The sequence below is a fragment of the Streptomyces coeruleorubidus genome (genome assembly GCF_008705135.1).
GTDB lineage: Bacteria > Actinomycetota > Actinomycetes > Streptomycetales > Streptomycetaceae > Streptomyces > Streptomyces coeruleofuscus.
In genome coordinates this window covers 4,408,702-4,432,951 of record NZ_CP023694.1, presented here as the reverse complement: position 1 = coordinate 4,432,951, position 24,250 = coordinate 4,408,702, and the positions used below count along the sequence as shown (strand labels likewise).

The following is a 24,250-nucleotide window of genomic DNA, read 5'->3' as shown; positions in this document are numbered from 1 at the left end:
CCGCAGGTTCTTGCAGGGACCACCCGTTGGCCTATCCCCGGGCGTGGACCCGGACGACGCTCGGATCCACCGGCGTAGGCGGACGATGGCGCGCCGGTACGCCAGGGACGTGGGCCAACTGGTCGCCCGGCTCGAGGAATGTGGAGTCGATGCCCGCCTGGAGATCAAGCGTGTACCGCTGACGCAAGCGTTCTGGGTTCAACGGGACGGCGAGAGAAATGAGACCCGCCGGCACAGAGCGTGAAGGGGGTTGTCCATATAGTGACACGCGGTGAGTCCCACCCGGCGTCGTACTACTCTGTGCGCTCATGTCGTCCCCTCTGCACCGCAGAGCGTTCCACTCGTTGGTGCGCCGACTCGCGGAGGCAAGGCGCCGCAGCCCCGACGGGGAGGTGGTTTCCGGCCATCACAACACGAACCTCGTCCTGCCCCTGGGAACTCCGCTGGCCTTCCTGCTGCGGCAGCGGTCGGGAGACGTTCTCGCCAAGTTCCGCACGCCCAGGCAGGCGGTCGAAGTAGTGCCGCGGCTGTGGCGACGGGAGTCCGAGCTGCTGAGGGTGCTCGACGGCCGGGTGCGTCATGTGCCGCGTTGCCTGGTGGACTTCGAAGAATGGTCTCTGCACGAGTATCTGCCGGGCCCCACTCTCGCCGAGGTGGCTCCCGCGGGGCAGCGGATCGGCCCGGACCGGCTGGCCGCGCTCGCCGGATTCTTCGCGGAGCTGGCCGGGGTGCCCGGGGGAGATCTGCCTCCGCTGCCCGTGGACTGGCCGGACGACGGCGACAGCGAGGGTTTCCTGAGGTGGCTGGCCGGTTTCACCGAGCAGCGGGTGCACCAGGCCAATCGGCCGCGTTTCGGCATGCTGTTCGACGCCGTGGGCATTCCCCGCGACGCCGTGGAACGCTTCCTGGACACCCTTCGCACCCCGGCCCAGCGCCCCTTCGCCCTGTTGCACACGGACGTCCACCGCGCCAATGTGCTGGTCCTGCCCGGGGCCGACGGTGAGCGCCTGGCAGTGATCGACTGGGAACTCGCCCTCTACGGCGACCCGTTGCACGACCTCGCGACGCACTTGGTCCGGATGGACTACGCCAAGGAGGAGCGCGAGGTGATGGTCGACCTGTGGACCCAGGCGATGCGCAGCACGGGCCACGGCGAGATGACCGCCGACCTGGACCGGGGCCTGGGCGCCTACCGCGACTTCGAGTACGTCCAGTCGCTCTACCCGGACGTGATGCGGGCCGCCCTGTACCTGTCCGAGCGTCCCGCCGAACACGAACTGTCCCAGGCGGCCGCCCGGGTGTGCCGCGCGCTGCGCCGAGCCTGGCAGCCGCTGAGACTCACGGATGATCCCCGGGACGAGAGCGAGGTCCGTGAAGCACTGCGCCGGTGGCATGCCGCGGACCGGGAATGGCGTACGGCCGCGGAGCCGCCCGGTGGTGACGGGCTGAAACAAGAACACATAACCCGGCGTCCTCAGGGGCAGCGGCTTCGTGTCCGGCGGCCCCGTCCGGCCGCCGCGGAGCGCAGGGAACCGACGGGCATGCGGGGCTGAGACGGGCCGAGGCGGGAAGGCGGGCGGATACGGCAATGGCTGTCGACGTCGACGTGTTCACGGACGTGAGCAGAGCGCTGGCCGGGGCCCGCTGTGTGCTCTTCGACTTCGACGGGCCGATCTGCCGGCTCTTTCCCGAGGACAGGTCGAAACCGATCGCCGACGAACTCCGGCGTGAGATCGAGGCCTTCGGCGTCTCTCACGTCCTCGGTGCGGCGGAGCGGGCCCACAAGGATCCGCATGTCGTCCTGGGCGCGGTGCATCGAGCCCTGCGGGCGGGGGCGCCCGGCCTGCGAGAGCTGCTGCGCGTCCTGGAGGAACGGGTCACGGCCGGAGAACTCGCCGCCGCCGAACTCGTCGCCGCCCACCACGAGTGGCACACCCCGTACGCGGACGCACTCATCCGCAAACTCGCGCGCCGGGGAGCGGCTCTGGCCGTGGTCACGAACAACTCTCCCCTGGCGGCCGAGGCGCATCTCGACCGGCGCGGACTGCTCCCGTACTTCACCACGGTCCAGGGCCGCCGCGCCGACGACCCGGGCCTGATGAAGCCACACCCCGACGTCCTGTTCCGCGCCCTGCGTGTGCTCGGCCTCGGTCCCGGCGACGCGGTGATGATCGGCGACACACCTACGGACGTGGAGGCGGCCGCGCGGGCGGGCGTGGAGTTCGTCGGCTACGGACGCAACGAACGCAAGGTCCGCGCGCTGTGCCAGGCGGAGGCCCCGACGGTGATCACCTCGTACGGGCCGTTGATCGAGGGGGAGTGGGGGCCCGGGGCGTGACGCCGTGGTGCCGTGCCGCCGCCGGCGGACGCGGACCGTAGGCTCGCCGCATGAGCGAGATCGGGCTGCGGGAGCGCAAGAAGCAGCGGATGTACCAGGTCGTTTCGGACATCGCCATCCGGCTCTTCCTGGAGAAGGGGTTCGACGCGGTGTCCGTCGCCGAGGTGGCGGCGGCGGCCGAGATCTCCAAGCCGACGCTGTTCCGGTACTTCCCGGCGAAGGAGGATCTGGTCCTGTACCGGATCGCCGACCACGAGGGGGAGGCCGCGCGGGTGGTGACGGAGGCGGAGGGGGAGCCCGTCGAGGCCTTGCGGCGGCACTTTCTGGAGGGGCTGGAGCGGTCCGATCCCGTGACCGGGCTGAACGACGATCCCCGGGTGCTCGCCTTCCACAAGCTGCTCTACGGGACGCCCTCCCTGGTCGCCCGGGCGTACGCGCACCAGGAGCGGGCCGAGGCCGCGCTCGCCGAGGTGCTCGGGGGTGATCTGGACGCGCGGCTCGCGGCCGGGCAGATCATGGCCGTGCGGCGGATCCTCGCGATGGAGAACTGGCGGCGGATCGCGGCCGGGGAGCGGATGGCGGACGTGCGGCCCGACGCGGTGGCGGCGGCGGAGCGGGCCTTCGGACGGCTGGCGGCGGGGCTGCCGCCGCGGGTCCGGGCGGGCCGGCCCGGCAGCGACACCGAGCAACAGATACCGAGTGACAGATACCGAGTGACAGATACTGAGTAACAAATTTAACTCGGTTACATTCTTTCGGTACGCTCGGTGGAATGACGCCGACCGAACCCGCCCTCCAGCACGCTCTCAGCCGTGAACGCGCCCACCACGACCGCTGCCGGGCCGCCCTCGCCGCGATGGTCGAAGGGGCCGACGAGCAGGTCGTCACCGGCGAGGACGTCTCCGCGTCGGGTGCCGACGCGGAGGTTCTCGGATACCGGCTGCGCAGCCAGGCCAAGGCACTGCGCGAACTGCCCGAGGGGCCCTTGTTCTTCGGGGCCTTGCGGGGTGAGCAGGGCGAGTTGCACATCGGGCGGCTGAGGATCAGCGAGCACCCGGCCGAACCGCCGCTCGTCGTCGACTGGCGGGCACCCGTGTCGCGGGCGTTCTACCAGGCCTCCGCGCGTGACCCCCAGGGCGTCGCCGTGCGCCGGCGGTTCGGGTGGGCGCCCGGCAGCCGGGGTGACGCCGGCGACCTGACCGGCCTGGAGGACGAGCACCTGGGGGAGGGCGAGGCGCGGACCAGCGAGATCGTCGCCCGGGAGATCGAACGGCCCCGCGTCGGGCCCATGCGGGACATCGCCGCGACCATCCAGCCCGAGCAGGACGACCTCGTACGCGGCGACCTGGCGGTGTCGGTCTGCGTGCAGGGGGCGCCCGGCACCGGCAAGACCGCCGTCGGGCTGCACCGGGCCGCGTATCTGCTCTACACGCACCCGCAGCGCATCCGGCGCGGCGGTCTGCTGATCCTCGGGCCCAACCGCACCTTCCTGTCGTACATCGCGGAGGTCCTGCCGTCCCTCGGCGAGACCGGGGTGCGGCAGTCGACCCTGGCCGAGGAGATCGCACGGCATCCGGTCGCCGGCCGCGACGAACCCGCGACCGCCGCCGTCAAGCACGACGCCCGGATGGCCGAGGTGCTGCGGCGGGCGCTGTACGCGCGCGTGCGCGCCGGCGGCGGCGACGGTGACGGGCTCGCCGTGCCCGACGGGGCGTACCGGTGGCGGGTGCCGGCGGCGGAGCTGGCGCGGATCGTGACCCGGGTGCGGGCGGAGGAACCGCCGTACGGGGTCGGCCGGGAGCGGGTGCGGTCGCGGATCGTGCGGTCGGTGCGCGAGCAGGCCGAGCGGCGGGCCGGGCCGCAGCCCAACGCCTGGGTGCGCCGGGTCGAGCGGGCGCGGCCGTTGTCCGCGTACGTCGACGCCGTCTGGCCCCGGGTGCGGCCCGAGGAGATCGTGGCCGAACTGCTCGGCGAACCCGGGGTGTTGGCGGAGGCCGCCGACGGGCTGCTGGACCCCGGCGAGCAGCGGGCGCTGCTGTGGCGGAAGCCGCCCCGGTCGTGGAAGTCGGCGCGCTGGTCGGCCGCCGATCTGGTGCTCCTCGACGAGGTCGCCGGGCTGATCGAGCACCCGGAGGGCTACGGGCATGTCGTCGTCGACGAGGCGCAGGACCTGTCCCCGATGGAGTGCCGGGCCATCGCCCGCCGGGCGCCCTTCGGCTCGCTGACGGTCCTGGGCGACCTGGCGCAGGGGACGACGCCGTGGGCGGCGCGGTCGTGGCACCCCGTCCTGGCGCACCTGGGGAAACCGGACGCGGCCGTGGTCGAGCTGACCACCGGCTTCCGCGTGCCGCGGGCGGTCGTCGGCCTCGCCAACCGACTGCTGGAGCGGCTGGACGTGGACGTACCGGCGGCCCGTTCGCTGCGCGGCGACGGGGAGATGCGGATGCGGGAGACGACCCCGGACGGCGTGCCCGGAGCGGTCATGGAGGCCGTACGGGACGCACTGGGGCGGGAGGGCTCGGTCGGGGTCGTCGCGGCGGACGCGGACGTGCCCCGGGTGCGGGCGGCCCTGGACGCGGCCGGCATCGGGGCGGCGGGCCCGGAGGAACTCGGCGCGCGGGTGTCCCTGGTCCCGGCGAGCGTCGTCAAGGGACTTGAGTACGACCATGTCGTGGCCGTGGAACCGGCGGCGATCGCCGAGGCGGAGGAACGGGGGCTGCACCGGCTCTACGTGGTGCTGACGCGGGCGGTGTCACGGCTGGAGGTGGTGCGGGGGAGGCCGTTGCCGTTCTAGGCCGGGCGGACCAGGGCCTGTCCGGCGGATCGTGCAACGCGCGACGCCGCCCGGGCCGAGCCGGCCGGGGAGGCCCGGCCCTCCTGGGCTCACTCCCGCCCGATGACCTCCGCGATCCGGATGAAACCGTCCGTCCCGTGCCCGAGCCCGATCGCGCGGCGGGCCATGCCCTCGGCCGCGCGCATGACGCCGGCGTCGATGCCGTGGGACTCGGAGACGTGGACGATGTGGGCCATGGACGACACCGCCGACGTGAGCGGGTTGCCCTCGCCGGAGTACGTGCCGGCGTCGGCGTCCGCCGCGGTCTCGGCGAACACCGGCGGCAGGATCGCGCCGATGCCCTGGGCGAAGGGCGCCAGCTCGCCGGCGGTGACGCCCTCGGCGCGGGCCACCGCCAGGGCGTGCGCGTAGCCCGCCATCGCCGTCCAGAAGATGTCGAGCAGGGCGATGTCGTAGGCGGCGGCCCGGCCCGTGTCCTCGCCGAGGTGGGTGTGGGTGCCGCCCAACGCGCGGCGGACGGGCGCCAGTTCCTCGTAGAGGTCCGCCGGTCCGCTGTGCAGGAACACGGCGTCGGGCGTGCCGATGGTCGTCGTCGGGGTCATGATCGCGCCGTCCAGGTAGCGGACGCCGTGCGCGGCGGCCCAGTCGGCGGTGTCGCGGGCCCGGGCCGGGGTGTCCGCGGTCAGGTTCACGACCGTACGGCCCTTGAGGGCGGTGGCGACGTCGTCCTGGCGCAGGACGGCGTCGACGGCGTCGTAGTTCACCACACAGACGACGACCACCTCACCGGCGGCGACTGCCTCGGCCGCCGAACCGGCACCCACCGCCCCACGTTCGACGAGTTCCCGGTCTCTGCCCGGGGTGCGGTTCCAGACCGTGGTCGGCAGTCCCGCGTCCAGGAGGGCACCGGCCAGCGCACGGCCCATCGGGCCGAGACCGAGGAAGGTGACGGCGGGCCGCGCGGAATGTTCCGAGGACGAGGAGGTGCTGTACGTGGACACGCTTGAACTCCCTTGCAGGCATGCGCAATTGATGATGAATGGGGCAAAGGATGACGCGTCGGCGCCAGGACCCGAACGTCTGCGGTGTGACCGCCGCGATCGCCGTGATCGACGGCAAGTGGAAGACGACCCTGCTCTGGCTGCTGGAGTCGGGCCCGCACCGCCCGGCGGAACTGCGCCGGCGGCTGCCGGGCCTCACCGAGAAGGTGCTGACCGAGGCAATGCGGGAGATGGAGACGGACGGGCTGGTGCGCCGGGAGGTGTACGACGTGCTGCCGCCGAAGACCGTCTACTCCCTGACCCCGTTCGGCCGCGAACTCGCCGAGGCACTGGCCCCGCTGTCCGACTGGGGCCACCGGCGCCTGGAGAAACTGGCCGGGACGCAGGCCACCCGGTCGGCCTCCTGACGCCCACGTTCACCTCCGTCCCTCCGGGATCCGGCGCCTCACCGACGGCCCACCACCAGGTTCGCCCCAGCCCGGCCCGCTGCCAAGTACGCACATTAAAGTGGATGTTGGGCCCTGTCCGACTCGTCAGCCGGTCAGATGCCCCGGCACCGCGCAGTGGGGGTCGGCGAACAGCCGGGCCAGGGCCGCCGGGTCGTCACCGACGAGCAGGCCGTCGGCCGGGCGGATCTCCTTCTCGGCGATCCGCTCCTCGGGGAGTCCGAGCCGAGCGGCGTCCACAGGGTGTGGAAGCCGCCGCGCCGGGTCATGAGCCCGGGGCGAAGGGGCCGCCTCCGGTGAAGACCAGTTCGTGGAAGCGTTCGCCGATGTGGCGGTGGGTGGCCGCGTCCGGGTGGACCTCGTCGGGGAGGGGGTGTTCGGCCGCGTCGGACTCGCCGTAGAGGTCGAGGCCGTCGAGGTAGTGGATGTTCGGGTCGTCCGCGGCGCGCTGCCGCACGATGCGGGACAGTTCCTCCCGGATGACGGTGAGCGTCAGCTTCCCGGCGGGCACCTCCGCCGGGTCGCCCATCGCGGCGAACCGCAACCGGCCCTCGGCGAGCCCGCTGAGGTCCGGGGCCGTGGGGCCGGGCGTGTCCTCGTGGATGGAGCAGTGGACGGAGGAGACGACCAGCAGCGGGGTGCCGGGGTGCCCCTCACGGATCGTGTCGAGGAAACCGTGCACGGCCGGACCGAACGCGCGCAGCCGCATCACGTCCCCATTGACGATGTTGATGCCGATCTTGACGCTGATCAGGTCGGCCGGGGTGTCCCGCATGGCGCGCGCGGTGAACGGGTCGAGCATCGCGCTGCCGCCCAGACCGAGGTTGACCAGTTCCACGCCGCCGAGCAACGAGGCGATCGCGGGCCAGATGGCGGTCGGGCTCGCGGCGTCGGAGCCGTGGCTGATCGAACTGCCGTGGTGCAGCCACACCCTGCGGCCCTGGTCCGGCACCGGCTCCACGGGCGCGTCGGTGCGCAGGGCGACGAGCTCGGTGGTCTCGTTGTGCGGCAGCCAGATCTCGACGTCCTTCTCGCGCGCGGGCAGGCCGGTGAAGCGGACGGTGCCGACCGGGCCCGGGGTGACCTCGCCTTCCCAGGTGGCCATGTCGATCGTGAGGACGTTGCCGCCGGTCCCGGGGGCCTGACCCGCCGGGCGGCCGTCGACGAGCAGGTCGTACAGGCCGTCCGGCCGGGGCGGGAAGCCGGTGTAGTCGCGCTTGGTGCGCAGCGTGTCCAGCTCGACGGCGGTCGCGGCGGTACGGAACGCCAGCCGTACGCCGGACGGCTGGGCCTCGGCCATGGCCAGCTGGGCGTTGATGTTCTGCGCGCGGGCCCGGGCGGGCAGCCGGTGCGGGAGCAGCCCGTGTTCGGTGCGCTCCACGTCGAGGGCGCCGCGCAGCAGGTCCGCCGTGAGGGGGGTGGTGATCCAGTCGTGCTCGATGTGCATGGTGTCAGCCTCGGAGGTCGGTGGGGGGCGCGGGCCAGTTCCGCAGCAGCGTGTCGAGGGCGTCGAGGATCCGGGCCCAGGTGGCGTCGGTGTCGGGGGCGCTGTGGCTGAACCCGCCGCCCATCTCCAGGCTGACGTAGCCGTGGAAGACGCTGCCCAGCAGCCGGACCGCGTGGGTCTGGTCCGGTTCCGTCAGGTCGTAGCCGCGCAGCAGCGCCCGGGTCATCTGCGCGTGCCGGACGCCGGCGCTCGCGGCCGCCGTCTGCGGGTCGAGCCGCAGCTGGGCCGCGGCGTAACGGCCCGGGTGCTCCCGGGCGTAGTCGCGGTAGACGTTCGCGAGGGCGGCCAGGGCCTCCTTGCCGGACCGCCCGGCCAGGGCGTCGGCGGCCCGGTCGGCGAGTTCCGTGAGCGCGAGCAGCGCGATCCGGGTTCTGAGGTCCTGGGAGTTCTTCACGTGCGAGTACAGGCTCGCGACCTTGACGTCGAACCGGCGGGCGAGCGCCGAGACGGTCACCTGGTCAAAGCCGACCTCGTCGGCCAGTTCGGCACCCGCCTGGGTCAGGCGTTCCGGTGTCAGTCCTACGCGTGCCATACGGCCACTCCCTTCTACCTAAAGCGAGTGTGCATCTGCCTAATGACTTTAGGCAAATCGTATGGGCACTTGTGTGTCTCAGGCGTCCTGCAGAGCACGCCGAGCGGGCTCCCGCACTCTCCTGCCCCGCCTGGTCGGCCCCCAGGGCTTCAGGACGGAGATCACGGTCATGAAGACGTAGGCGGACAGCGAGACGACCGGCCCGAACAGGACGTCACCGGCGTCGGGCAGGGGCCCGCCGGCGGCGACGGCGGTGACCGCGGAGTTCACCCCGGGGCGCAGGGCGAACACCGTGGCGGTGGTCGTGGCGAGGGTCAGCCAGAACTTCGTGCAGACCCAGCGGTACCCGACGAGTCCCCACGGTGTGCCCAGGGACAGCACCAGTCCGCTGAGCAGCGTGAGGAACGCGACGGGGAGCAGGAGCCAGTCGGCGAAGAGCTTCATGGCCCGGACGGACGCCTCCACGGTCACGGCGGAGCCGGTGCCGGCCGCGGTGGTCCCGAGCGCGAGCAGCCCGAGCGTGAGCCCGAGCCAGCTCGCGGAGGCGGTGACATGGACGACGAGAACGGCCCGGCGTGCCGGGCGGCCGAGTTTCGGAATCGGGTGGGGCTTCTGCTTCGGCTTCACGCTGCCACCGTGCCGGGAGGGGATGGCGAAGGCGTCTTACGGCGGGAGTAAACCGGTGTACTGGCGTCGGCGTACGAGCGGGGTACCAGCGTGGACTCGCCCGGCGTGACGGCCCGGCACTGTCGGCGCCGTCGTCTAGCTTCACGGCATGACCGAACCCTCCCACGTCACCGCCGCCCGAGAGTCCTACGACACCGTCGCCGCCGACTACGCCCGGCTCGTCAAGGAGCCGGCCGAGCTGGACCCGGTGTCGCGCGCGATGCTGGCCGCCTTCGCCGAGCTCGTACGGCCGCCGCACCCCGGACCGGTGGCCGACCTGGGCTGCGGCCCGGGCAAGGTGACGGCACACCTGGCCGCGCTGGGAGTGCAGGTGTTCGGCGTGGACGTGTCGCCGGAAATGGTCGAACTGGCCCGGGCGGCGTACCCGGATCTCCGCTTCACCGTCGGCTCGATGACCGCGCTGGAGATCGGCGACGGCGAACTCGGCGGCATCCTCGCCTACTACGCCACCCACCACACCCCGCCGCATTGGCTGCCGACCGTGTACGCCGAGTTCCACCGCACCCTCGCGCCCGGAGGCCGGCTGATGCTGGCCGGCCCGGTGGGCAGCGGCGAGCACCTGCGTCCGTCGCACGCCTACGGTGACCATCCGGTGTCCTACGAGTCGTACCTGCTGCCGCCGGACCGGATCGCCGAGCTCCTCCACAAGGCCGGACTGGTCGTCACGACGCGTGTGGTGCAGGAGCCGGACGAGGGGACCAAGAGGCAGATCGGCACGTTCCTGGCGTACAAGCCGCGGTAGCGACAGGCGGGCCCCTCCGTCACCCGCCGTGCAGCCACACGCGCAGCGGACCGACCGGCTCGAAGCCGTACCGGACGGCGGTCGCCAGGTCGTCACCGCTCTCGTAACCGACCACGGGCAGGGTGGGGAAGAGCCGGTCGAGCGCGTGCAGCACGACCGGCCAGGCGGTGTCGGGCCCGCCGTCCGGCCCGAAGACGTTGGAGACGCCGACCACGTGTTCGCTGCGGCCGGCCACCGCTCCGGCGACGACCCGTCCGTCGCCGGACCGTCCCGTGATCACGAAGGTCTCCGGGTCGGCGAGCAGCTCGTCCCGGAACAGGCCCGCGTTCCCGGCGCCGCCGTCCCAGGCCACTGCCCAGGCGCGCAGCGTCTCCGGATCGCCCGCCACGTCCCACGTGAGGTCCGCCGGCCCGGGCGGGCCGGCGGGCGCGACCGCACCCGCCGGACGGTGGATCCACTGCGCCTCGAACAGCACCCGGAACCCGGCCTCCGTCAGGTCGAGATCGGCGAAGCTGTCCTTGACCGAGGCACCGGGCGAGCCCGTGTCGATCCGTGCCACGAGCGCGTCCGGGCCGGCGCCCGGCTCCAGCGTCACGGCGTCGGGGTAGTAGAGCGGCGCCCGCTCCGCAGCGGCCCACGCCTCGCCCCCGAACTCACCCGCCACACCGTGGGCCCGGCACATCACCGCGCACCACTCGGCGTTGTTACGGGCGGCGGCACGGACCAGGGACTGCTGCGAAGTCGTCACGAGTACGGATCATGACCGGCCGGGCCCGGCTCGTCGAACGGTTTGACGACCGGTCACTTCTCGGTCACTTCTAGGGTGATCGCGAGAATGTCCACCCAGTGACCGGCCTGGAGGCTGCATGTCCGTACGGCTGAAGTTGAGCGCGATAACCCTGGACTGCCCCGATCCGCTCGCGCTGGCGGCGTTCTACCAGGCGGCCACCGGCCTCGAACCGCACCCGAGGTCGAACGCCGAGTTCGCCGGCCTCAACCGCGAGGACGGCCTCCTTCTCGGGTTCCAGCGGGTCGACGACTACCGGGCTCCGAGCTGGCCCGGCCAAACCGTTCCCCAGCAGCTTCACATCTGCTTCGAGGTCGGAAAGGACTTGGACGAAGCCGAGGCCCGCCTGCTGGAGCTGGGCGCGGGCAAGCTGGAGCACCAGCCTCACGATGCCGCCAGGGCGCGGGTTCTGACCGACCCGGCCGGACATCCCTTCTGCATCGTCGCGCGCTGAGGGGCAGGGGGGATCGGGCGAGGCGTGCTGCTACACGGGCCGCGTGCCTGCGGCCCTCTCCGCACAGCCGCGGGCGACGGTGTCGGCGAAGACCCGGGCGAGTGGGGTGAGGGCGTCCCAGCGGCGGACGGCCCAGCCGACCGGGAGCGGGGGCAGATCGGGGACGGGGACGAGGCGGAGGGGGCCGTCACCGGGCACCTCCCAGCCGGGCAGGACGGGCACGACGGCGTGTCCGAGGCCGAGCTCCGCCAGCAGGAGGGCGGTGTCCCAGTCGGCGACGCTGGTGTCGGAGCTGGTCCGGACACCGAGCTCGGCGAACGCGGCGTCGAGGCGGGCGCCTGAGCTGGAGTTCCGGGGGAGCCGGATGAGGCTGATGTCGCCGAATTCGGCCGGGTGGACACAGGGCCGGTCCGCCAGCGGATCGTCGGCGCGGACCGCCAGCACCCAGGGCAGGGTGACGACGGGGCGCTGCTCGATACCGCGCACCGGGCCGCCGATCGTGACCCAGGCGAGGTCCAGGTCGCCGGCGGTGAGGGCGTCGAAGCAGCCGCGGCTGGAGGTCTCCGTCCGGAACTCCAGACTGACCTTCGGGTAGCGCTGCCGGAAGCTGACGACGGCCTCGGACATGAAGTGCCGCACGGTGGTTCCGCCCGTGGTGACACGCACCGAGCCGCTGTCGCCGTTGACCAGGTCCCCGAGACGCCGCAGGGCCAGGTCCAGACCGGCGATGCTGTCCGAGGCGGCATCGCACAGGACCCGCCCCGCGTGTGTGGGCACGACACCTCGGGGCCTGCGCTCCAGGAGGCTCATACCGGCCTCCCGCTCCAGCCGCTTGACATGCTGGCTCACCGCTGACTGCGTGCGGTCCAGCTCCCGGGCGACGGCGCTGAGGCTTCCCGCCCTGCACACGGCCACGAAGACGCGCAGGTCCTCCAAAGTCATAACTCCCAAGCTACAGCTTGGAGATGGTGAGAAATCCATAGGATTGACTGGGGTCACGGTGGGCCACGATCATCAGTGCTGGGCCCAGGCGGCAACCCGTCCGGCGCCTTCGCGGGTCCGGACCACAGGCGAAGGCGCGGACGGGTGCCGACCCCGAGCGACGGAAGGACACCGCCCTTGGCCGCCTCTCCTGCCGCTGCCGACCGGGCCGTGGTGCTGCTGCGCGAGCTCGGTGCCGCGGACATCGCCCACCCGGGCGGCACTCTCGTCGCCCATCTCCAGCGCGTCCAGGGACAACTCGCCGTATGGGGCGCCCGCCCCGCCCTCCAGGTCGCGGGCCTGTGCCACGCCTTCTACGGCACCGACGGCTTCCCCACCCCCTTGCTGTCTCCGGACAGCCGCGCCGCACTCGTGGAGGTGATCGGTGCCGAGGCCGAAGCCATCGTGTATCTCTACGCGTCGTGCGACCGGAAGGCCACCTATCCGACGCTCGCGGATGCCGACGGGGCCTTCCGGGATCGGTTCACGGGCCGTCTCCACACTCCGGAGCCGCACCTTCGGCGGGACTTCGCGGAGTTGTCCGCCGCCAACGAACTCGACCTCGCCCGCATCGACTCCGCGTTCCGCGAGAAGTGGGGAGCCGAACTCCTCGCCCTGTTCACCCGATTCCGGCCCCTGCTGAGCCGACCGGCGTGGTCGGACTGCCGTACGGTGCTCGCCGCCGGGGTCCGGTGACGTCAGCCGAGCAGCGGCGCGACCATGTCTCTCAGCTGTCCGAAGCGTTGGTAGTGCAGGCCGGTGAGGCCTGCCGCCCTGGCGTTGGAGACCAGGACCACCGGCACTCTCCCGCGGAGTGCGGCGAGCAGTTCGACGACGTCGGCGTCGATCCGGCCGGTGAGCCCGCTCCACGCCCCGACCAGGTCCTGGGCCCGGGCGAGCGATCCGCAGACGGGTGCCAGGACCTCCGCGACCCGGTGCCGCCACTGCTCGTCGCTGAGCCGGCCCGTGACGGCTGCCTGAAGAAGCTCGCCGTCGAACGCCGCGCCGGCCAGGGTGCCCTCGGCCAGTGGCGGGCGAGCCTCAGCCCTTGACGTCCTCCGCGATCCGCTGGGCGGCCTGGGCGGGCGTGAGGTGCGTGGTGTCGACGACCTCGGCCTCGGCGTGCAGCCACGTGCGGGCCGCCTCGGCGTAGGGCTCGAGGTAGGCGAGACGGAACGAGGAGGGGCCGAGAACGGTGTCCCCCAGGATGCGCCCGCGGAGGGTGTCCTGGTCGGCATGGAGGACGAAGTGCCGTACCGGGATGTCGTGTTGGGCGAGGCCCGAGCTGATCTCGCGCCAGTACTGCTCGACCAGGACGGTCATCGGCATCACCAGAGTGCCGCCGGTGTAGTCGAGCACCCGGCGGGCGGTCTCGACCACGAGCGGCCGCCACGGCGGCCAGTGCTGGAAGTTGTCCGTCTCGGGCAGCCCCGGCCTGATGTCCATGAGTGTCTCGCCGACCTTCTCGGCGTCGAACACCCGTGAATCCGGGATCAGCCGCTGCACGAGTGCACTGGTCGTCGTCTTGCCCGCGCCGTGGGTGCCGTTGATCCATACGATCATGGGACCTCACGCTAGCGCTGTGCGGGCCGCGGAAACGGGTACTTGATGTCCTGTCTCGCTGAAGGTGAGGCAGGGCGGCGCTCTGACCTGGGGTGCTTCAGGTTAAGCGAGACGTTGGGTGTTCGTCGGGTCTCGCTCAACCTGAGGCTTTCCGTCACGATTTCCTGGGCTTGTCGGCCAGGCAGAAACCCTGCTGCCCTGTTAGCTGTCGGTGCACGAGGGCCAGTGGTCTGCCGCCCACTCCGGCCAACCTGGCCAGCCCGCCGGCGGGTTGGGGATCTCCCTCCCGGCGAGTTCGGCGGCGTCAGGCACCTGGAACTGCTCGCGCCATTGGTCTACGTCGGTCTCGCTCATGGGAAATGTCTGATGCGGTGTCGTCGCCTGGCGGTGCGCGATGCGGGCGAGCTGGACGTCCTTGTCCACGGGCACGTAGACCACCTGACATGCTGCCCCGGCCGAGCGTGCCAGCCAGCGCAGTGCCGACCGTTCATCCCGGCCCCAGAGCCCGTAGTCGAGCACGACGCTGGTCCCCAGCCGCAGCGCCTGGAGGGCGACCGAGATGAGCCGTCCTTCGAGCACCCAGCGCTTTCCGTCGGCCATCGAATCGCCGAACAGCGGGATCATCCAGTGGTCTGGGGTCAGCCGCAGTGCCCGGTGCGTTGCGGCGAGCTCTTTGGCCCGGGTGGTTTTCCCGGCTCCGGGGAGTCCGACCATCAGGAACAGGGTGGCGACAGGCGGATCCTGCGCGACGATGGGGCCGGCTCTATGCGGGCAAGGGGATGGGGTTTCGTGCTGTGAATCGAAGCGCTGCGACTGAGACATAACTCCCCTGATCAGGCAGGATGGCCCGGCAGCAGAGCAATAAGCGAGTGGCTGCCGGCAGGACACTGATCCGGCGGTACGTCGTGGCACTGACCCCGGCCGGGGTCAGCAACGAGGCCTCGGTTATGGGCAACCGCGGGTACCGCCGCTAGGCGGCGGTACGGGTGGTCATGGCAGCGCAGCAACACATGCCTTCACCATAGCCGACAGCGTCGGCGGACCATTTCGTGGGATGATCACGAAGATCGGAATTCGCTGCCACGATGGATCAGCCGACCGCGCAAACAGGAACTCAGGGTTTCACGCTCACATCGGATGTACGGACCATCTGGGCGCCCAAGATGAGGCCAGCCTGCTCATCAGGTGGTTGACGTGTTCAGGGGACACGGACTGCCGATTGAGTTAGGGCTGTCGGTGTGCAAAAAGGACCGCCCCTGGAGTGCTCTCGTCAAGGTCGAGAAGCAGGTGGGCCTTGACCGTGAAGCCAGCATCGCGAAGCCAGGTTGTCACTTGGTCAGGCTGGCGGCGGTGGACGTAAACGTTCATCGGGTGACCGCCGTAGCCCTGCGTCTTCAGCCTCGACTCGTCGCCGACGTGAAAGCCGAGCAGCAGTGGTCCGCCAGGGCGTAGCACCCGGTGGAAGTGGCTGAAGACCGTGGGGACGGCATCGTCGGGGACGTGTATCAACGACCAGAAGGCGAGCAGGCCGGCGAGCGAAGCGTCGGCGAGGTGGAGATCCGTCATCGAGCCGACTTCGAACCGCAGGCTGGGGTGGTCGCGCCGAGCGAGGTCGATCATCGCGGGTGAAAGATCGATGCCGAACGCGTCCACGCCCAGCTCGTGCAGGTGAGCGGTGACGTGTCCAGGTCCGCAGCCCACGTCCGCCACCGGCCCGCCGCCGGTGGCGTGCACCAACTCGGCGAACAACGCCAGAGATGCTCGAAGGTAGGGCTCACCGGCCAGAGCCTCGCGTAGTTGGTCGGCATAGCTGACCGCGACCGTGTCGTAGGACGTGCGGGTGTCTGCTAACCACTGGTCCGTTTTCATGCCTCGACACAGTAGCCCCAGTGATCAGGATGTCGTGCAGAGCCGGGGTGACGGATGATCACCGCTGACGAACCTCAACAACTCCGTGCGGTCCTTTCGTCCCTGACGCCGGGCAGGTAGCGCCTCGACCTCGACCGCGTGGTGTTTCACCGTGCATGAGAGGGGGTGCGTCGCAGAAGTCTGCGCATGATGAGTGGAGGCCACCACTCTGGCGTGCCTGGTGCAGCCGACGCCACCCGCATCAGTTGACGTTCCTGTTCGTCCATCCGTTCATTGATCCTTTCCGCGACCAGTGTGATTTCGCTTGTGAACCATGGGATGGTGGTCGTTCTCAGCCGTCGTTCGGGAGGCAACCGTCGCTCGAACTCTCGGTGAAAGAGCTGAACATCGCGGGGGCTGCCGAGAGCTCGGTGGCGCCAGACCGGAGATGTGTAGATCCCCAGGACTTCGACGAGGTCTGGCAGGAGAGCGGCCTCGCGCATCGCGTAACTTCGGCGAGCAAGGGGCTCGTCGGGAGCAATGAGGTCGAGAAGGCGTTCGGTCCTGTTGACGGCATATCCGTGCTTGGCCAGCTCGCGCCAGAAGTCGACGCATTCCTGGTAGGCGGCCAGAACCCTTCGGGGTGTCCGCCGCCGAAACAGCCGATGGAGCCTCCGCTGCGCGTGGACGATCTCAGGGGCCCGGTTGAGGCTGAACTGGCCGTCGATGGGGCCGGCGAAGTTGGCCATGTAGTGCCCGTGGTGGGTGCCCGTCCATGGCGGTGTTTAACACAGAGGTGATGGTGTCCATTGATGACCCAAATTTCGACTTTCCAGTCGTCCCGTCCGGTGCGGGCCGCAACGCAGGGATGGCAGGCCCAGCTGCGGGCGAGACCTTCGTACTGCTCGTGGGGCCAGGGGCCTGGAGTGGCCAGCTCGGGTAATTTCCGCATCAGCAGAAGAGGGGCCTGCCCGCTGCGCGATGCTAGGAGTTTCACGTTGTCCAGGGGCGATTCCGCTGTGTAGAAGCGGCGGAATATGCGTTCGGGCGGAAGCCTGTTGAGCAGGGCGAGCCGTGCAATGTAGGACCGCAGGGTCTCGTTCGGGAAGGGGGCGGTGGTGAGGGGGAGCGGCCAGACTGGTCCGTAGAGGTCCGCGGAGGGGGTCATGCCGATGTCCTGTAGGCGCTCTCACTGGCGTGGTCGACGTGAATGGTGTGCAGCTGGCGGCGGGTGATCCGCTCACTGCCGTCGAGGATTGCCGAGATGGCGGCGGCCCGGATGAGGTGGGAGAGGCTGCCGATCATGCCACCGGTGCGTTGGTGGAGGTAGGCGTGCAGCTTGGTCAGGGTTCCTGGAGTGTGGTGATGCAGGCGGAGGGTGTCCTCCATGGTCGCCACCAGCCCTTCCCATTCGGCTCCGGGCGGGAAAGGGCCGGTGTGCAGGAGTGTGCAACGGCCAGCGATCTGGCCGCCCCGGATTCCGGTGAACAACCCGGAATGCTCGACGTCGATGCCCGCATAGACAAATGTGGCGGGCAGGTGCTCGGTGAAGTACTTCAGGTGGTCGGACAACTCCTCACCCGCGATGGTGGCGAGGTTCATCAGGTGGATCTCATCGACCAGGACGAGATCGGTGCGGGCCTCCGTGAGTACTTGGCAGACGGAGCTGGTGATGTCGGCGGTGTTGTGCCTGGGGGAAATGGTCGGGAGCTTGAGGAATCGGGCGAACTCCAGCGCGAGCTTGCGGGCCGAGCCCTTGGGCGGGGCCGTCACGTAGACCACCGGGATGCGTCGGCTGTCTCTGTAACGCTGTCGGATGCGAAGCTCGTGTAGGCGGCCGAGTTGCCGCAGTGCGGTGGTCTTCCCGGTGGTGCGCTCCCCGGAGATGATCAGGCCGCGGCGGGCGCCGTGCTCGCGCCGGTTCAGCAAGGTCAGAAGGCGCCCTTATTGGGCGACTTCTTTGACGGTGGATGTGCGCACGACCTGGAGTTCGGAGTGGTAATCGATGCGAGCCTCGTCGTAGTCGGCGCGCGCTTCGTCGTCCATGGCCTCCCAGCGTTTGGGTGGGGCGAGATCGAAGGTCGCGGGGTCCTTCTCGACGAAACGGCGCCAGCCGCTCAGGGAAGTGGGCGGTTCGATCCGTTCGTCGTCGCCCGTCAGTGGTTCGCGTTCGTCGGGCGTGTTCACCACCATCGTTTTGCCTCCTCACGGGCGTCGAAGATGCCCAACGGCACCACCTTGGCCACCTCTTCGTTCTCCTCGGCGGCTTCGGGGCCCGGGTCCGGTTCGGGCGGGAGTGCCCGGTTGGCCGACGGCGGTTCGGGACGGGGCCAGGTGGGGGTGCTGGTGGCACGGGTGCGGGCAGCGACCTTGCGGTCGCGCCGATTGACCGCCCGGCGCCTTCCCTGGCTCTGGACTGCGGACCGCTCGGCTCCGCCTTCGGGACCGTCGGCCGCGCGGTCCAGCAGATTGGCGGCGGCCTGTGCGATTTCCTCCTCGTGCGGTCGGCGTCGTTCGCGTTCGGTCAGCACCTGGTGGGCTCGGTCGAAGACCAGCTCACCCATCGGGACCGGAGAAGTGCGCAGGTGGCGCCAGGTCGTGGTGATCCACCCTTGGCCGCGGTGGTTGCGTACCCAGACGCAGGAGATGTCGTAGGGGTCGTAGTGCACTTCCCATCTCTTGCCGTCCGGCCCCGCCCCGGACGGCTGTCTCCGGTAGGGGCTGAGTTCGCGGGCGTCGTAGGTTCGGTTGTTGATCCGCACCCCGCCGGCGCCGATGACCCGCCACTCGCGCGGCATGAGCTGGATGTACTCCTCTGGGCTGAGTGCGACTGGGACGTATCCAGCCGCCGACACCAGCGCGGCGTACTTCTCGTTCGGAGTCAGCGGACGGTCCGGCATCAGCGGGTCGCTCTTTGCCGCGCATTTCCGCGCTGCGGCCGGTGTAGCCGGCCACGTACTGGGCGAACATCGTCGCCACCGAGCCCAGCGTCCGCTCGACGTGCGGTTTGTCGGTCGGGGTGTTCGGGTGCGCGGGCTGGAACGAAATCCCCAGGTGGCGGCAGGCGTTGCGGAAGTTGTCCGAGATGTATGCCTTGCCGTGGTCGCTGACCACCGTCTCCGGGACGATCACTGGTTTCGCGGCGGCCTGGGTCAGCCGCTCGTCCAGCGGCAGAAGCGAAGCGTAGGGCAGCACCGAGCGCGACATGTGCAGGGCGTCCGACCAGCCCGGCCGCATCGGCTCCGGTGTCATCGCGCGCGCCAGCAGGAGCGCGGCGTCCACCGCCTTCGTCGACGGCCGCAGCACCACCGCCGCCAGTGTCCTGGTGGCCACGTCCACCAGCCCGGTCAGCTCGCAGCGGTCCACCTCGCCGTCGTCGTGGATCACCATGACGTCCAGCGGCGTGGAGTCGATCTCCATCACCTCGCCCGGCCGGGCCGCCGTCAGCTGTCCGAACATCCGCTTCGGCTGCTTGCCCAGCGAGCGGCGGGTGCGGGCCGACCCCAGCAGATGCCGTCCCGTCGAAACCGCCTCCAGCAGCCGGTAGAACGCGGCCCGCGACGGCATCGCCACCGCTCCGGCGCCGTGCTCGGCCGCCAGGAGCCGTTCGACCTTGCGCCGCAGCACCTGCGCGGACACCGTCGCTTCATCGGTCCGGCTGTTCACGACCTGCTCGATCGCGGCCACCACCCGCGGATCCGCCCGGCTCGTGCCGGTGGAGGGCTTGACCAGCCGCCGGTCCACCAGCCCCGCCACCCCCTCGCGCTCGAAACGGGTGCGCAGCCGCTGCAGAGTGCTCAAAGACACCTCCTCACCGGCCTCGCGCAGCTCGGCCAGCTTGGCCAACTCCCGCTGGCGCACCGAGCGCACCTCCGGGTCGTACTCCCGCCTCACAGCCGTGCCAGGAGTCGCGTCCGGGCGGCCCGTCATCAGCTCGGTCAGGTGCCGCTGCCACCACCGGGCCCGCTCTGCCGCCTCCTCGGGCAGCCCGTCCAGCACTCCTTCCTCGGGCAGCGGCGGGCGGGCCGGGCCGACGCTGAGCACCGCGAAGCCCTTCGAAGCCAGCAGATGCCCGAGCAGCACGACGCTTGCGGCCTGGGCGTCATCGACCAGGCGAACCGATGTGCCGTGCAGGGCGGCGACGGTGTGCTCACGCCCGTCGTAGTGGACCCGGTCACCCAGCGACAGCAGCCGCGGACGCGTCGGCATCCCAGCCCACCTCCTTCACCGCCGCAGGCACCAGCCGCACCAGCGACGCGGCTGACAAGCGCTCCGTCCGCAGCTCCGTCGTCAGCTCGTGGTGCCAGAGCAGGTGATAGAGCACCGGCAGCACCGCGAGAGGATCACCGACCGCCCGAGCCCCCGCCAGCAGCCCCAGTGGCTCGCTGAACACCGCCAGCAGAGCGTCCGCCACCGGTTCCCGCCAAACTCTGGGATGCCGGTAGCCCGACAGCCACCGCAGGTTCGCCACCGACACCGGATCAAGCACTCCGACCCGTTCATAACCCCAGCCGACCCGGGTGCAGGCAGCAGCCGTCGCTGCGAACTTCGCTGCGTCCTCGGGCTCGATGCGCTCGTCCGGACGCACGTCCAGCACCACGGCAGTGCCGTCCCGCCGGCGTACGAAGTAGTCCGGCGTGTGCTTGATCCGCCGACCCCGGCCGCCGTACCGCCACGACAGCCGGAATGGTTGCGAGGCCACTGCCGCCACGTCTGGCTCGGCATCCAGCCGCATCAGGTGCCCGAGTTCCACCCAGGACTCGTAACCCACCAGCTCGGAGCAGGTCGCAGCCCAGTACCAGCCGGGGAAGTTCCGCTGCCCGCGGTACGACGGGAACGCACGCACCTGCCCGGCCGCCTCGAACCGGGTCGGCCACATCGCCTCAAGCGGCCCGCCATGCACCTCTCCTCGGGCGTCGGTGTACTCCAGCCAGAAGTCCTCCGCCTCCACCAGCCACCCCCACTCGGCGCTGACCAGGTGGAACGACCGTAGGGGGCGGAAGAAGCCAGCACCTCAGATTGATCGAGACGTCCCACCAGATGCCCGAGATTGAGCGAGACGTACGGGCGGATGCCTCGCGATGACCGGCACTGCCTCAACTTCGCAGAGACAGGTCACGGGCCGCGGAAACGGGTACTTGACGGCACAGACCCCCCGGCGCGTGGCGTGGCGCACTATTGCAAGCGGGTGCTTGCAATAGTTAGCGGGGTGCGGCACTGTGGAGTCATGGCATCGCTCAACGTCGGCAATCTCGGTGACTACCTGCGCGAACAGCGGCGCAACGCGCAGCTGTCGCTTCGGCAGCTCGCCGACGCCGCCGGGGTGTCCAATCCGTACCTGAGCCAGATCGAGCGCGGGCTGCGCAAGCCGAGCGCGGAGGTGTTGCAGCAGGTCGCCAAGGCCCTGCGGATCTCCGCCGAGACGCTGTACGTCCGGGCCGGCATCCTCGACGCCGAGCGGGACCGGGACGAGGTGGAGACGCGCGCCGTCATCCTCGCGGACCCGGCGCTGCACGAGCGGCAGAAGCAGGTGCTGTTGCAGATCTACGAGTCCTTCCGCAAGGAGAACGGGTTCGGGACCGGCGACGGCTCCGCGGTCGTCGAGCTCGTGGTCGCGCAAGACGAGGCGGACAGGGACGGGGACGCACCCGACGGCGGCACCGGGATACGACGGACCCGCACGGCCGACGGCGGCAGCGCCGAGCGCCGTACCCGCGACATCGACGGCGGTGCGTCCGCGTCACCGTCGGCGACCCGCCGCACGCGCAAGGAAGACAGCGGTACGTCCCCGTCGCCCGCCCGTCGTGCCCGCAAGGGCACCGGCGGTACGTCCGCCGCCCGCCGGGCCCGCAAGGACACCGGCGGCAGTGACACCGACCCGCAGCAGACGGCCGGCTGAGCCGGACCAGGGCACCGGCCGTACCGCCGCGGATCACACAACCCTCAGCCGAACCCTCAAGCGAAAAAGAATCCGGGAGGACCATCACCATGGCCATCACCGACGACCTGCGCAAGACCCTCAGCGACCCGACGCCGCTCTACTTCGCCGCAGGCACCGCCGACCTCGCCCTTCAGCAGGCCAAGAAGGTGCCGGCCCTGGTGGAGCAGCTGCGCTCCGAGGCCCCCGCGCGGATCGAGGCCGTACGCAACACCGACACCAAGGCCGTCCAGGAGAAGGCCACCGTCCGGGCCAAGGAGGCCACCGCCCGCGTCAAGGAGACGCAGCAGACCCTCCAGAACAAGGTCACGGAGTTCATCGGCTCCATCGACGTCGACATCAAGAAGCTCGGCAGCACGATCGACGCCGACCTGAAGAAGATCGGCGAGACCGCCCAGGACGTCGCGCTGCGCAGCGTCGGCGTGGCCGCCGAATACGCCGTCAAGGCCCGGGAGACCTACGAGAAGGTCGCCGAGCACGGCGAGCAGGCCGTGCGCACCTGGCGCGGCGAGGCCGCCGAGGGCATCGAGGACGTCGCCGAGGGCGTGGAGGAGCTCGCCATCGCCGTCGAGCCGAAGGCCGAGCCGGTCGAGGTCAAGGCGGAGCCGGCGAAGCCGGCCGGCACCACGACCGCGGCCGCCCCGGAGAAGAAGGCTCCCGCCAAGAAGGCCCCGGCCCGCAAGACCACCACCGCCAAGAAGAGCACGCCGCCGGCCAAGTAGGACCGCGGAGGCCGCAGAGCGACGGCAACGGGCCGGGCACCCTGGGGGTGTCCGGCCCGTTGTGCGGGTACGGTGACCGCGTAGGGACGAGCCGAGTCAGGTGGTGGACGTTGTGCTGATGCAGGGCTTCGCAGGGTTGATGTGGCTTCTGAGCATGGCCCTGATCGTTTTCAGCGGCTTCGCGTTGATCGACGCGGCCGTACGGCGGGAGGACGCCTACCGCGCCGCCGACAAGAAGACCAAGCCGTTCTGGCTGATCATCCTCGGGCTCGCCTTCGTGGTGAACCTGCTCTTCCCGATCCTGTCGTTCCTGCCGATCATCGGGCTCATCGCGACGATCGTGTACATGGTCGACGTGCGCCCCGCCATCCGGGCGCTCCCCGGCGGCGGCCGCAGCCAGCGCGGCTCCAGCAGCGACGGCCCGTACGGCCCCTGGAACGGCGGCCGGTAAGACCCCCGGCAGCCCTGGAGCCGAGTGGAGCCGGGGCTACGGCACCCGGTCCAGCAGCAGTACCGCCACGTCGTCCGTCAGCTCGCCACCGTTGAGGTCGCGCACCTCGTTCACCGCTGCCCGCAGAAGCTGCTCGCCCCGCAGCCCCTCGGCGATCTGGCGGCGCACCATCGCCGTCATGCCGTCCTGGCCGAGCCGCTCCCGGCCCTCGCCGACATGGCCCTCGATCAGTCCGTCGGTGTAGAGCATCAGGCTCCACTCGGCACCCAGCTCCACCTGCATACGCGGCCAGCGGGCACCCGGCAGCAGCCCGAGGGCCGGCCCGTTGTTGTCGTACGGCAGCAGGCGGGCCGGCTTGCCCGGGCTGGCCAGCAGGGGCGACGGGTGACCCGCCAGGCACAGGCCGGCGCGGCGGCCGTCCGGCGCGATGTCCACCGTGCACAGGGTCGCGAAGATCTCGTCGTCGGCCCGTTCGTGCTCCAGCACCTGCTGGAGCGTGCCCAGCAACTGGTCACCGCACAGGCCCGCCAGCGTCAGCGCGCGCCATGCGATCCGCAGCTCCACGCCGAGGGCGGCCTCGTCCGGACCGTGACCGCAGACGTCACCGATCATGGCGTGCACGGTGCCGTCCGGCGTGCGCACGACGTCGTAGAAGTCGCCGCCGAGCAGGGCGCGCGAGCGTCCTGGGCGGTAGCGGGCGGCGAACCGGAGCGGGGAGCCGTCCAGCAGCGGGGTCGGCAGCAGACCGCGCTCCAGGCGGCGGTTCTCCTGGGCGCGCAGCCGGCCCTCGGCGAGCCGGCGCTCGGCCGACTCGGAGCGCTTGCGCTCCACGGCGTAGCGGATCGCCCGGCTCAGCAGCCGGCCGTCCAGCTCGTCGCGGAAGAGGTAGTCCTGGGCGCCCACGCGCACCGCCTCCGCGCCGCGCTCGGCGTCGCCCGAGGCGGTCAGCGCCAGGACGGCATGCCGGGGCGCGAGCTCCAGCACGTGCTTGAGCACGGCGAGCTCGTCGTCGGTGTCACTGCGGCCGGGCGCGGGCAGCGCGAGGTCCAGCAGGATGCAGTGGACGTCGTCGGTCAGCAGCCGCCCGGCCTCGGTGAGGTTGCGGGCCGTGCGGACACGGATCGGCTTGCCCGCCTGGTCGAGCATGTCGGGCACGATCGGCGAACCGGCCGGATCGTCCTCGATCAGCAGCAGGGTCAGGTTGGTGTGGGCGGTGTTGTTCTCCACCTTGTCCGTGGTGTTCCCGGCTGTGTCCGGCGTGCGCGGAGCCGTCGCCGAGGCGTCCTTGACGGACTGCTCGGCGGGGCGGTCGCACGGGGACTCGGCCTGCGCCTGACCACTCTCCGCGGCCGGGATCGCTCTCTGCCGCGGTATGGGTACGGGCATCGTCTTGGGTTCCTTCCCTCCCCCCGAGGGCACGGCGGGGGCGAGGGACCTCGACCCACCGACGGGGACCATA

At 70.9% G+C, this 24,250-nt stretch carries 28 protein-coding genes and 1 pseudogene; 12 read left to right on the top strand and 17 right to left on the bottom strand.

Annotated features, from left to right (window positions below; translation table 11 throughout):
• The first annotated feature begins 308 nt into the window (after positions 1-308).
• Genes CP976_RS20425 through CP976_RS20410 form a run of 4 tightly spaced genes read left to right on the top strand, consistent with a single transcriptional unit; the run spans position 309 to position 5,132 of the window.
• Complete coding sequence (locus CP976_RS20425; RefSeq protein WP_229875720.1) at positions 309-1,553, top strand: phosphotransferase family protein; 1,245 nt, start codon at positions 309-311, stop codon at positions 1,551-1,553.
• A 35-nt stretch (positions 1,554-1,588) separates the two neighbouring features.
• Positions 1,589-2,338, top strand: a complete 750-nt coding sequence (locus CP976_RS20420) for an HAD family hydrolase (protein WP_150481688.1) — start codon at positions 1,589-1,591, stop codon at positions 2,336-2,338.
• Between the two features lie 50 nt (positions 2,339-2,388).
• The gene (locus CP976_RS20415; protein ID WP_150481687.1) at positions 2,389-3,069 is read left to right on the top strand and encodes a TetR family transcriptional regulator; all 681 of its coding nucleotides are present in this window, start codon (positions 2,389-2,391) and stop codon (positions 3,067-3,069) included.
• Positions 3,070-3,110: 41 nt separating this feature from the next.
• Positions 3,111-5,132: a HelD family protein gene (locus tag CP976_RS20410; protein WP_150481686.1), complete on the top strand. Its 2,022-nt coding sequence runs from the start codon at positions 3,111-3,113 to the stop codon at positions 5,130-5,132.
• An 89-nt stretch (positions 5,133-5,221) separates the two neighbouring features.
• On the opposite strand, the gene CP976_RS20405 is transcribed toward CP976_RS20410, so the two are convergent.
• Positions 5,222-6,133 carry an NAD(P)-dependent oxidoreductase gene (locus tag CP976_RS20405; protein ID WP_208838939.1) on the bottom strand — a complete coding sequence of 304 codons (912 nt, stop codon included), beginning with the start codon at positions 6,131-6,133 and terminating at the stop codon, positions 5,222-5,224.
• 50 nt (positions 6,134-6,183) lie between these two features.
• Here CP976_RS20405 and CP976_RS20400 point away from each other — a divergent pair, with 50 nt between their 5' ends.
• Entirely contained in the window at positions 6,184-6,540 is a 357-nt protein-coding gene (locus tag CP976_RS20400) for a winged helix-turn-helix transcriptional regulator (protein ID WP_150481685.1), read from the top strand.
• 126 nt (positions 6,541-6,666) lie between these two features.
• Here CP976_RS20400 and CP976_RS42965 read toward each other — a convergent pair whose 3' ends face one another.
• From CP976_RS42965 to CP976_RS20385, 4 genes are all read right to left on the bottom strand, one after another.
• Positions 6,667-6,819 carry a hypothetical protein gene (locus CP976_RS42965; RefSeq protein ID WP_167537376.1) on the bottom strand — a complete coding sequence of 51 codons (153 nt, stop codon included), beginning with the start codon at positions 6,817-6,819 and terminating at the stop codon, positions 6,667-6,669.
• 25 nt (positions 6,820-6,844) lie between these two features.
• A complete protein-coding gene (locus tag CP976_RS20395; RefSeq protein WP_150481684.1) occupies positions 6,845-8,026 on the bottom strand; it encodes a GDSL-type esterase/lipase family protein in 1,182 nt (393 codons plus the stop codon).
• A 4-nt stretch (positions 8,027-8,030) separates the two neighbouring features.
• On the bottom strand, positions 8,031-8,618 hold the full coding sequence (locus tag CP976_RS20390) for a TetR/AcrR family transcriptional regulator (protein ID WP_150481683.1): 588 nt from the start codon (positions 8,616-8,618) through the stop codon (positions 8,031-8,033).
• 78 nt (positions 8,619-8,696) lie between these two features.
• Complete coding sequence (locus CP976_RS20385) at positions 8,697-9,245, bottom strand: DUF2269 domain-containing protein (RefSeq protein WP_190146918.1); 549 nt, start codon at positions 9,243-9,245, stop codon at positions 8,697-8,699.
• A 148-nt stretch (positions 9,246-9,393) separates the two neighbouring features.
• Here CP976_RS20385 and CP976_RS20380 point away from each other — a divergent pair, with 148 nt between their 5' ends.
• Entirely contained in the window at positions 9,394-10,047 is a 654-nt protein-coding gene (locus CP976_RS20380; protein ID WP_150481682.1) for a class I SAM-dependent methyltransferase, read from the top strand.
• Between the two features lie 19 nt (positions 10,048-10,066).
• On the opposite strand, the gene CP976_RS20375 is transcribed toward CP976_RS20380, so the two are convergent.
• The gene (locus tag CP976_RS20375; protein ID WP_150481681.1) at positions 10,067-10,795 is read right to left on the bottom strand and encodes a hypothetical protein; all 729 of its coding nucleotides are present in this window, start codon (positions 10,793-10,795) and stop codon (positions 10,067-10,069) included.
• Between the two features lie 118 nt (positions 10,796-10,913).
• On the opposite strand from CP976_RS20375, the gene CP976_RS20370 reads away from it, so the two are divergent.
• Positions 10,914-11,288: a VOC family protein gene (locus tag CP976_RS20370; RefSeq protein WP_150481680.1), complete on the top strand. Its 375-nt coding sequence runs from the start codon at positions 10,914-10,916 to the stop codon at positions 11,286-11,288.
• Between the two features lie 30 nt (positions 11,289-11,318).
• Here CP976_RS20370 and CP976_RS20365 read toward each other — a convergent pair whose 3' ends face one another.
• Entirely contained in the window at positions 11,319-12,230 is a 912-nt protein-coding gene (locus CP976_RS20365) for a LysR family transcriptional regulator (protein ID WP_150481679.1), read from the bottom strand.
• Positions 12,231-12,407: 177 nt separating this feature from the next.
• On the opposite strand from CP976_RS20365, the gene CP976_RS20360 reads away from it, so the two are divergent.
• Complete coding sequence (locus CP976_RS20360) at positions 12,408-12,965, top strand: DUF6817 domain-containing protein (RefSeq protein ID WP_150481678.1); 558 nt, start codon at positions 12,408-12,410, stop codon at positions 12,963-12,965.
• The gene (locus tag CP976_RS20355; RefSeq protein WP_150481677.1) at positions 12,962-13,321 is read left to right on the top strand and encodes a hypothetical protein; all 360 of its coding nucleotides are present in this window, start codon (positions 12,962-12,964) and stop codon (positions 13,319-13,321) included. Before CP976_RS20360 ends, CP976_RS20355 begins: the two co-directional genes overlap by 4 nt.
• On the opposite strand, the gene CP976_RS20350 is transcribed toward CP976_RS20355, so the two are convergent.
• The 9 genes and pseudogenes from CP976_RS20350 to CP976_RS20320 form a co-directional block, all read right to left on the bottom strand.
• Positions 13,311-13,832, bottom strand: a complete 522-nt coding sequence (locus CP976_RS20350) for a P-loop nucleotide/nucleoside kinase family protein (RefSeq protein ID WP_150481676.1) — start codon at positions 13,830-13,832, stop codon at positions 13,311-13,313. The two genes, CP976_RS20355 and CP976_RS20350, sit on opposite strands and share 11 nt — an antisense overlap.
• 201 nt (positions 13,833-14,033) lie before the next feature.
• Positions 14,034-14,546 carry a P-loop nucleotide/nucleoside kinase family protein gene (locus tag CP976_RS20345; protein WP_229875778.1) on the bottom strand — a complete coding sequence of 171 codons (513 nt, stop codon included), beginning with the start codon at positions 14,544-14,546 and terminating at the stop codon, positions 14,034-14,036.
• A gap of 510 nt (positions 14,547-15,056) precedes the next feature.
• Complete coding sequence (locus CP976_RS20340) at positions 15,057-15,701, bottom strand: class I SAM-dependent DNA methyltransferase (protein WP_150481674.1); 645 nt, start codon at positions 15,699-15,701, stop codon at positions 15,057-15,059.
• Positions 15,702-15,847: 146 nt separating this feature from the next.
• Entirely contained in the window at positions 15,848-16,429 is a 582-nt protein-coding gene (locus CP976_RS20335; protein ID WP_150481673.1) for a hypothetical protein, read from the bottom strand.
• A 415-nt stretch (positions 16,430-16,844) separates the two neighbouring features.
• Entirely contained in the window at positions 16,845-17,615 is a 771-nt protein-coding gene (locus CP976_RS20330) for a TniB family NTP-binding protein (protein ID WP_373304878.1), read from the bottom strand.
• A 9-nt stretch (positions 17,616-17,624) separates the two neighbouring features.
• Positions 17,625-17,873: a hypothetical protein gene (locus tag CP976_RS43780; RefSeq protein ID WP_229875724.1), complete on the bottom strand. Its 249-nt coding sequence runs from the start codon at positions 17,871-17,873 to the stop codon at positions 17,625-17,627.
• Complete coding sequence (locus tag CP976_RS43775; RefSeq protein ID WP_229875799.1) at positions 17,864-18,244, bottom strand: hypothetical protein; 381 nt, start codon at positions 18,242-18,244, stop codon at positions 17,864-17,866. Before CP976_RS43775 ends, CP976_RS43780 begins: the two co-directional genes overlap by 10 nt.
• 96 nt (positions 18,245-18,340) lie before the next feature.
• Positions 18,341-18,478, bottom strand: a pseudogene (locus tag CP976_RS43770) (Mu transposase C-terminal domain-containing protein); the annotation flags it as partial.
• Positions 18,479-19,854: 1,376 nt separating this feature from the next.
• Positions 19,855-20,631 carry a TnsA-like heteromeric transposase endonuclease subunit gene (locus CP976_RS20320; RefSeq protein WP_150481672.1) on the bottom strand — a complete coding sequence of 259 codons (777 nt, stop codon included), beginning with the start codon at positions 20,629-20,631 and terminating at the stop codon, positions 19,855-19,857.
• A gap of 276 nt (positions 20,632-20,907) precedes the next feature.
• Between CP976_RS20320 and CP976_RS20315 the strand changes: the two genes are divergently transcribed.
• The 3 genes from CP976_RS20315 to CP976_RS20305 all read left to right on the top strand — a co-directional run bounded on the left by CP976_RS20315 (position 20,908) and on the right by CP976_RS20305 (position 22,791).
• Positions 20,908-21,579 (top strand): helix-turn-helix domain-containing protein, encoded by a 672-nt coding sequence (locus tag CP976_RS20315; protein ID WP_150481671.1) that lies wholly within the window; start codon positions 20,908-20,910, stop codon positions 21,577-21,579.
• 89 nt (positions 21,580-21,668) lie between these two features.
• Positions 21,669-22,340: a hypothetical protein gene (locus tag CP976_RS20310; protein WP_150481670.1), complete on the top strand. Its 672-nt coding sequence runs from the start codon at positions 21,669-21,671 to the stop codon at positions 22,338-22,340.
• A gap of 118 nt (positions 22,341-22,458) precedes the next feature.
• Entirely contained in the window at positions 22,459-22,791 is a 333-nt protein-coding gene (locus CP976_RS20305; protein ID WP_030243067.1) for a DUF2516 family protein, read from the top strand.
• A 36-nt stretch (positions 22,792-22,827) separates the two neighbouring features.
• Here CP976_RS20305 and CP976_RS20300 read toward each other — a convergent pair whose 3' ends face one another.
• Positions 22,828-24,177, bottom strand: coding sequence for a PP2C family protein-serine/threonine phosphatase (locus CP976_RS20300; protein ID WP_150481669.1), 1,350 nt, complete (start codon positions 24,175-24,177; stop codon positions 22,828-22,830).
• Positions 24,178-24,250 lie beyond the last annotated feature (73 nt).

Excerpts from the sequence above, each read along its gene's own strand:
- CP976_RS20340 (WP_150481674.1), bottom strand. The coding sequence starts at position 15,701 with ATGAAAACGGACCAGTGGTTAGCAGACACCCGCACGTCCTACGACACG.
- CP976_RS20345 (WP_229875778.1), bottom strand. The coding sequence starts at position 14,546 with ATGGTCGGACTCCCCGGAGCCGGGAAAACCACCCGGGCCAAAGAGCTC.
- CP976_RS20415 (WP_150481687.1), top strand. The coding sequence starts at position 2,389 with ATGAGCGAGATCGGGCTGCGGGAGCGCAAGAAGCAGCGGATGTACCAG.
- CP976_RS20305 (WP_030243067.1), top strand. The coding sequence starts at position 22,459 with ATGCAGGGCTTCGCAGGGTTGATGTGGCTTCTGAGCATGGCCCTGATC.
- CP976_RS20365 (WP_150481679.1), bottom strand. The coding sequence starts at position 12,230 with ATGACTTTGGAGGACCTGCGCGTCTTCGTGGCCGTGTGCAGGGCGGGA.
- CP976_RS20350 (WP_150481676.1), bottom strand. The coding sequence starts at position 13,832 with ATGATCGTATGGATCAACGGCACCCACGGCGCGGGCAAGACGACGACC.
- CP976_RS20425 (WP_229875720.1), top strand. The coding sequence starts at position 309 with ATGTCGTCCCCTCTGCACCGCAGAGCGTTCCACTCGTTGGTGCGCCGA.
- CP976_RS43780 (WP_229875724.1), bottom strand. The coding sequence starts at position 17,873 with ATGGTGGTGAACACGCCCGACGAACGCGAACCACTGACGGGCGACGAC.
- CP976_RS20410 (WP_150481686.1), top strand. The coding sequence starts at position 3,111 with ATGACGCCGACCGAACCCGCCCTCCAGCACGCTCTCAGCCGTGAACGC.
- CP976_RS20300 (WP_150481669.1), bottom strand. The coding sequence starts at position 24,177 with ATGCCCGTACCCATACCGCGGCAGAGAGCGATCCCGGCCGCGGAGAGT.
- CP976_RS20315 (WP_150481671.1), top strand. The coding sequence starts at position 20,908 with ATGGCATCGCTCAACGTCGGCAATCTCGGTGACTACCTGCGCGAACAG.
- CP976_RS20380 (WP_150481682.1), top strand. The coding sequence starts at position 9,394 with ATGACCGAACCCTCCCACGTCACCGCCGCCCGAGAGTCCTACGACACC.
- CP976_RS20335 (WP_150481673.1), bottom strand. The coding sequence starts at position 16,429 with ATGGCCAACTTCGCCGGCCCCATCGACGGCCAGTTCAGCCTCAACCGG.
- CP976_RS20310 (WP_150481670.1), top strand. The coding sequence starts at position 21,669 with ATGGCCATCACCGACGACCTGCGCAAGACCCTCAGCGACCCGACGCCG.
- CP976_RS43775 (WP_229875799.1), bottom strand. The coding sequence starts at position 18,244 with ATGGGTGAGCTGGTCTTCGACCGAGCCCACCAGGTGCTGACCGAACGC.
- CP976_RS20400 (WP_150481685.1), top strand. The coding sequence starts at position 6,184 with ATGACGCGTCGGCGCCAGGACCCGAACGTCTGCGGTGTGACCGCCGCG.
- CP976_RS20370 (WP_150481680.1), top strand. The coding sequence starts at position 10,914 with ATGTCCGTACGGCTGAAGTTGAGCGCGATAACCCTGGACTGCCCCGAT.
- CP976_RS20395 (WP_150481684.1), bottom strand. The coding sequence starts at position 8,026 with ATGCACATCGAGCACGACTGGATCACCACCCCCCTCACGGCGGACCTG.
- CP976_RS20390 (WP_150481683.1), bottom strand. The coding sequence starts at position 8,618 with ATGGCACGCGTAGGACTGACACCGGAACGCCTGACCCAGGCGGGTGCC.
- CP976_RS20420 (WP_150481688.1), top strand. The coding sequence starts at position 1,589 with ATGGCTGTCGACGTCGACGTGTTCACGGACGTGAGCAGAGCGCTGGCC.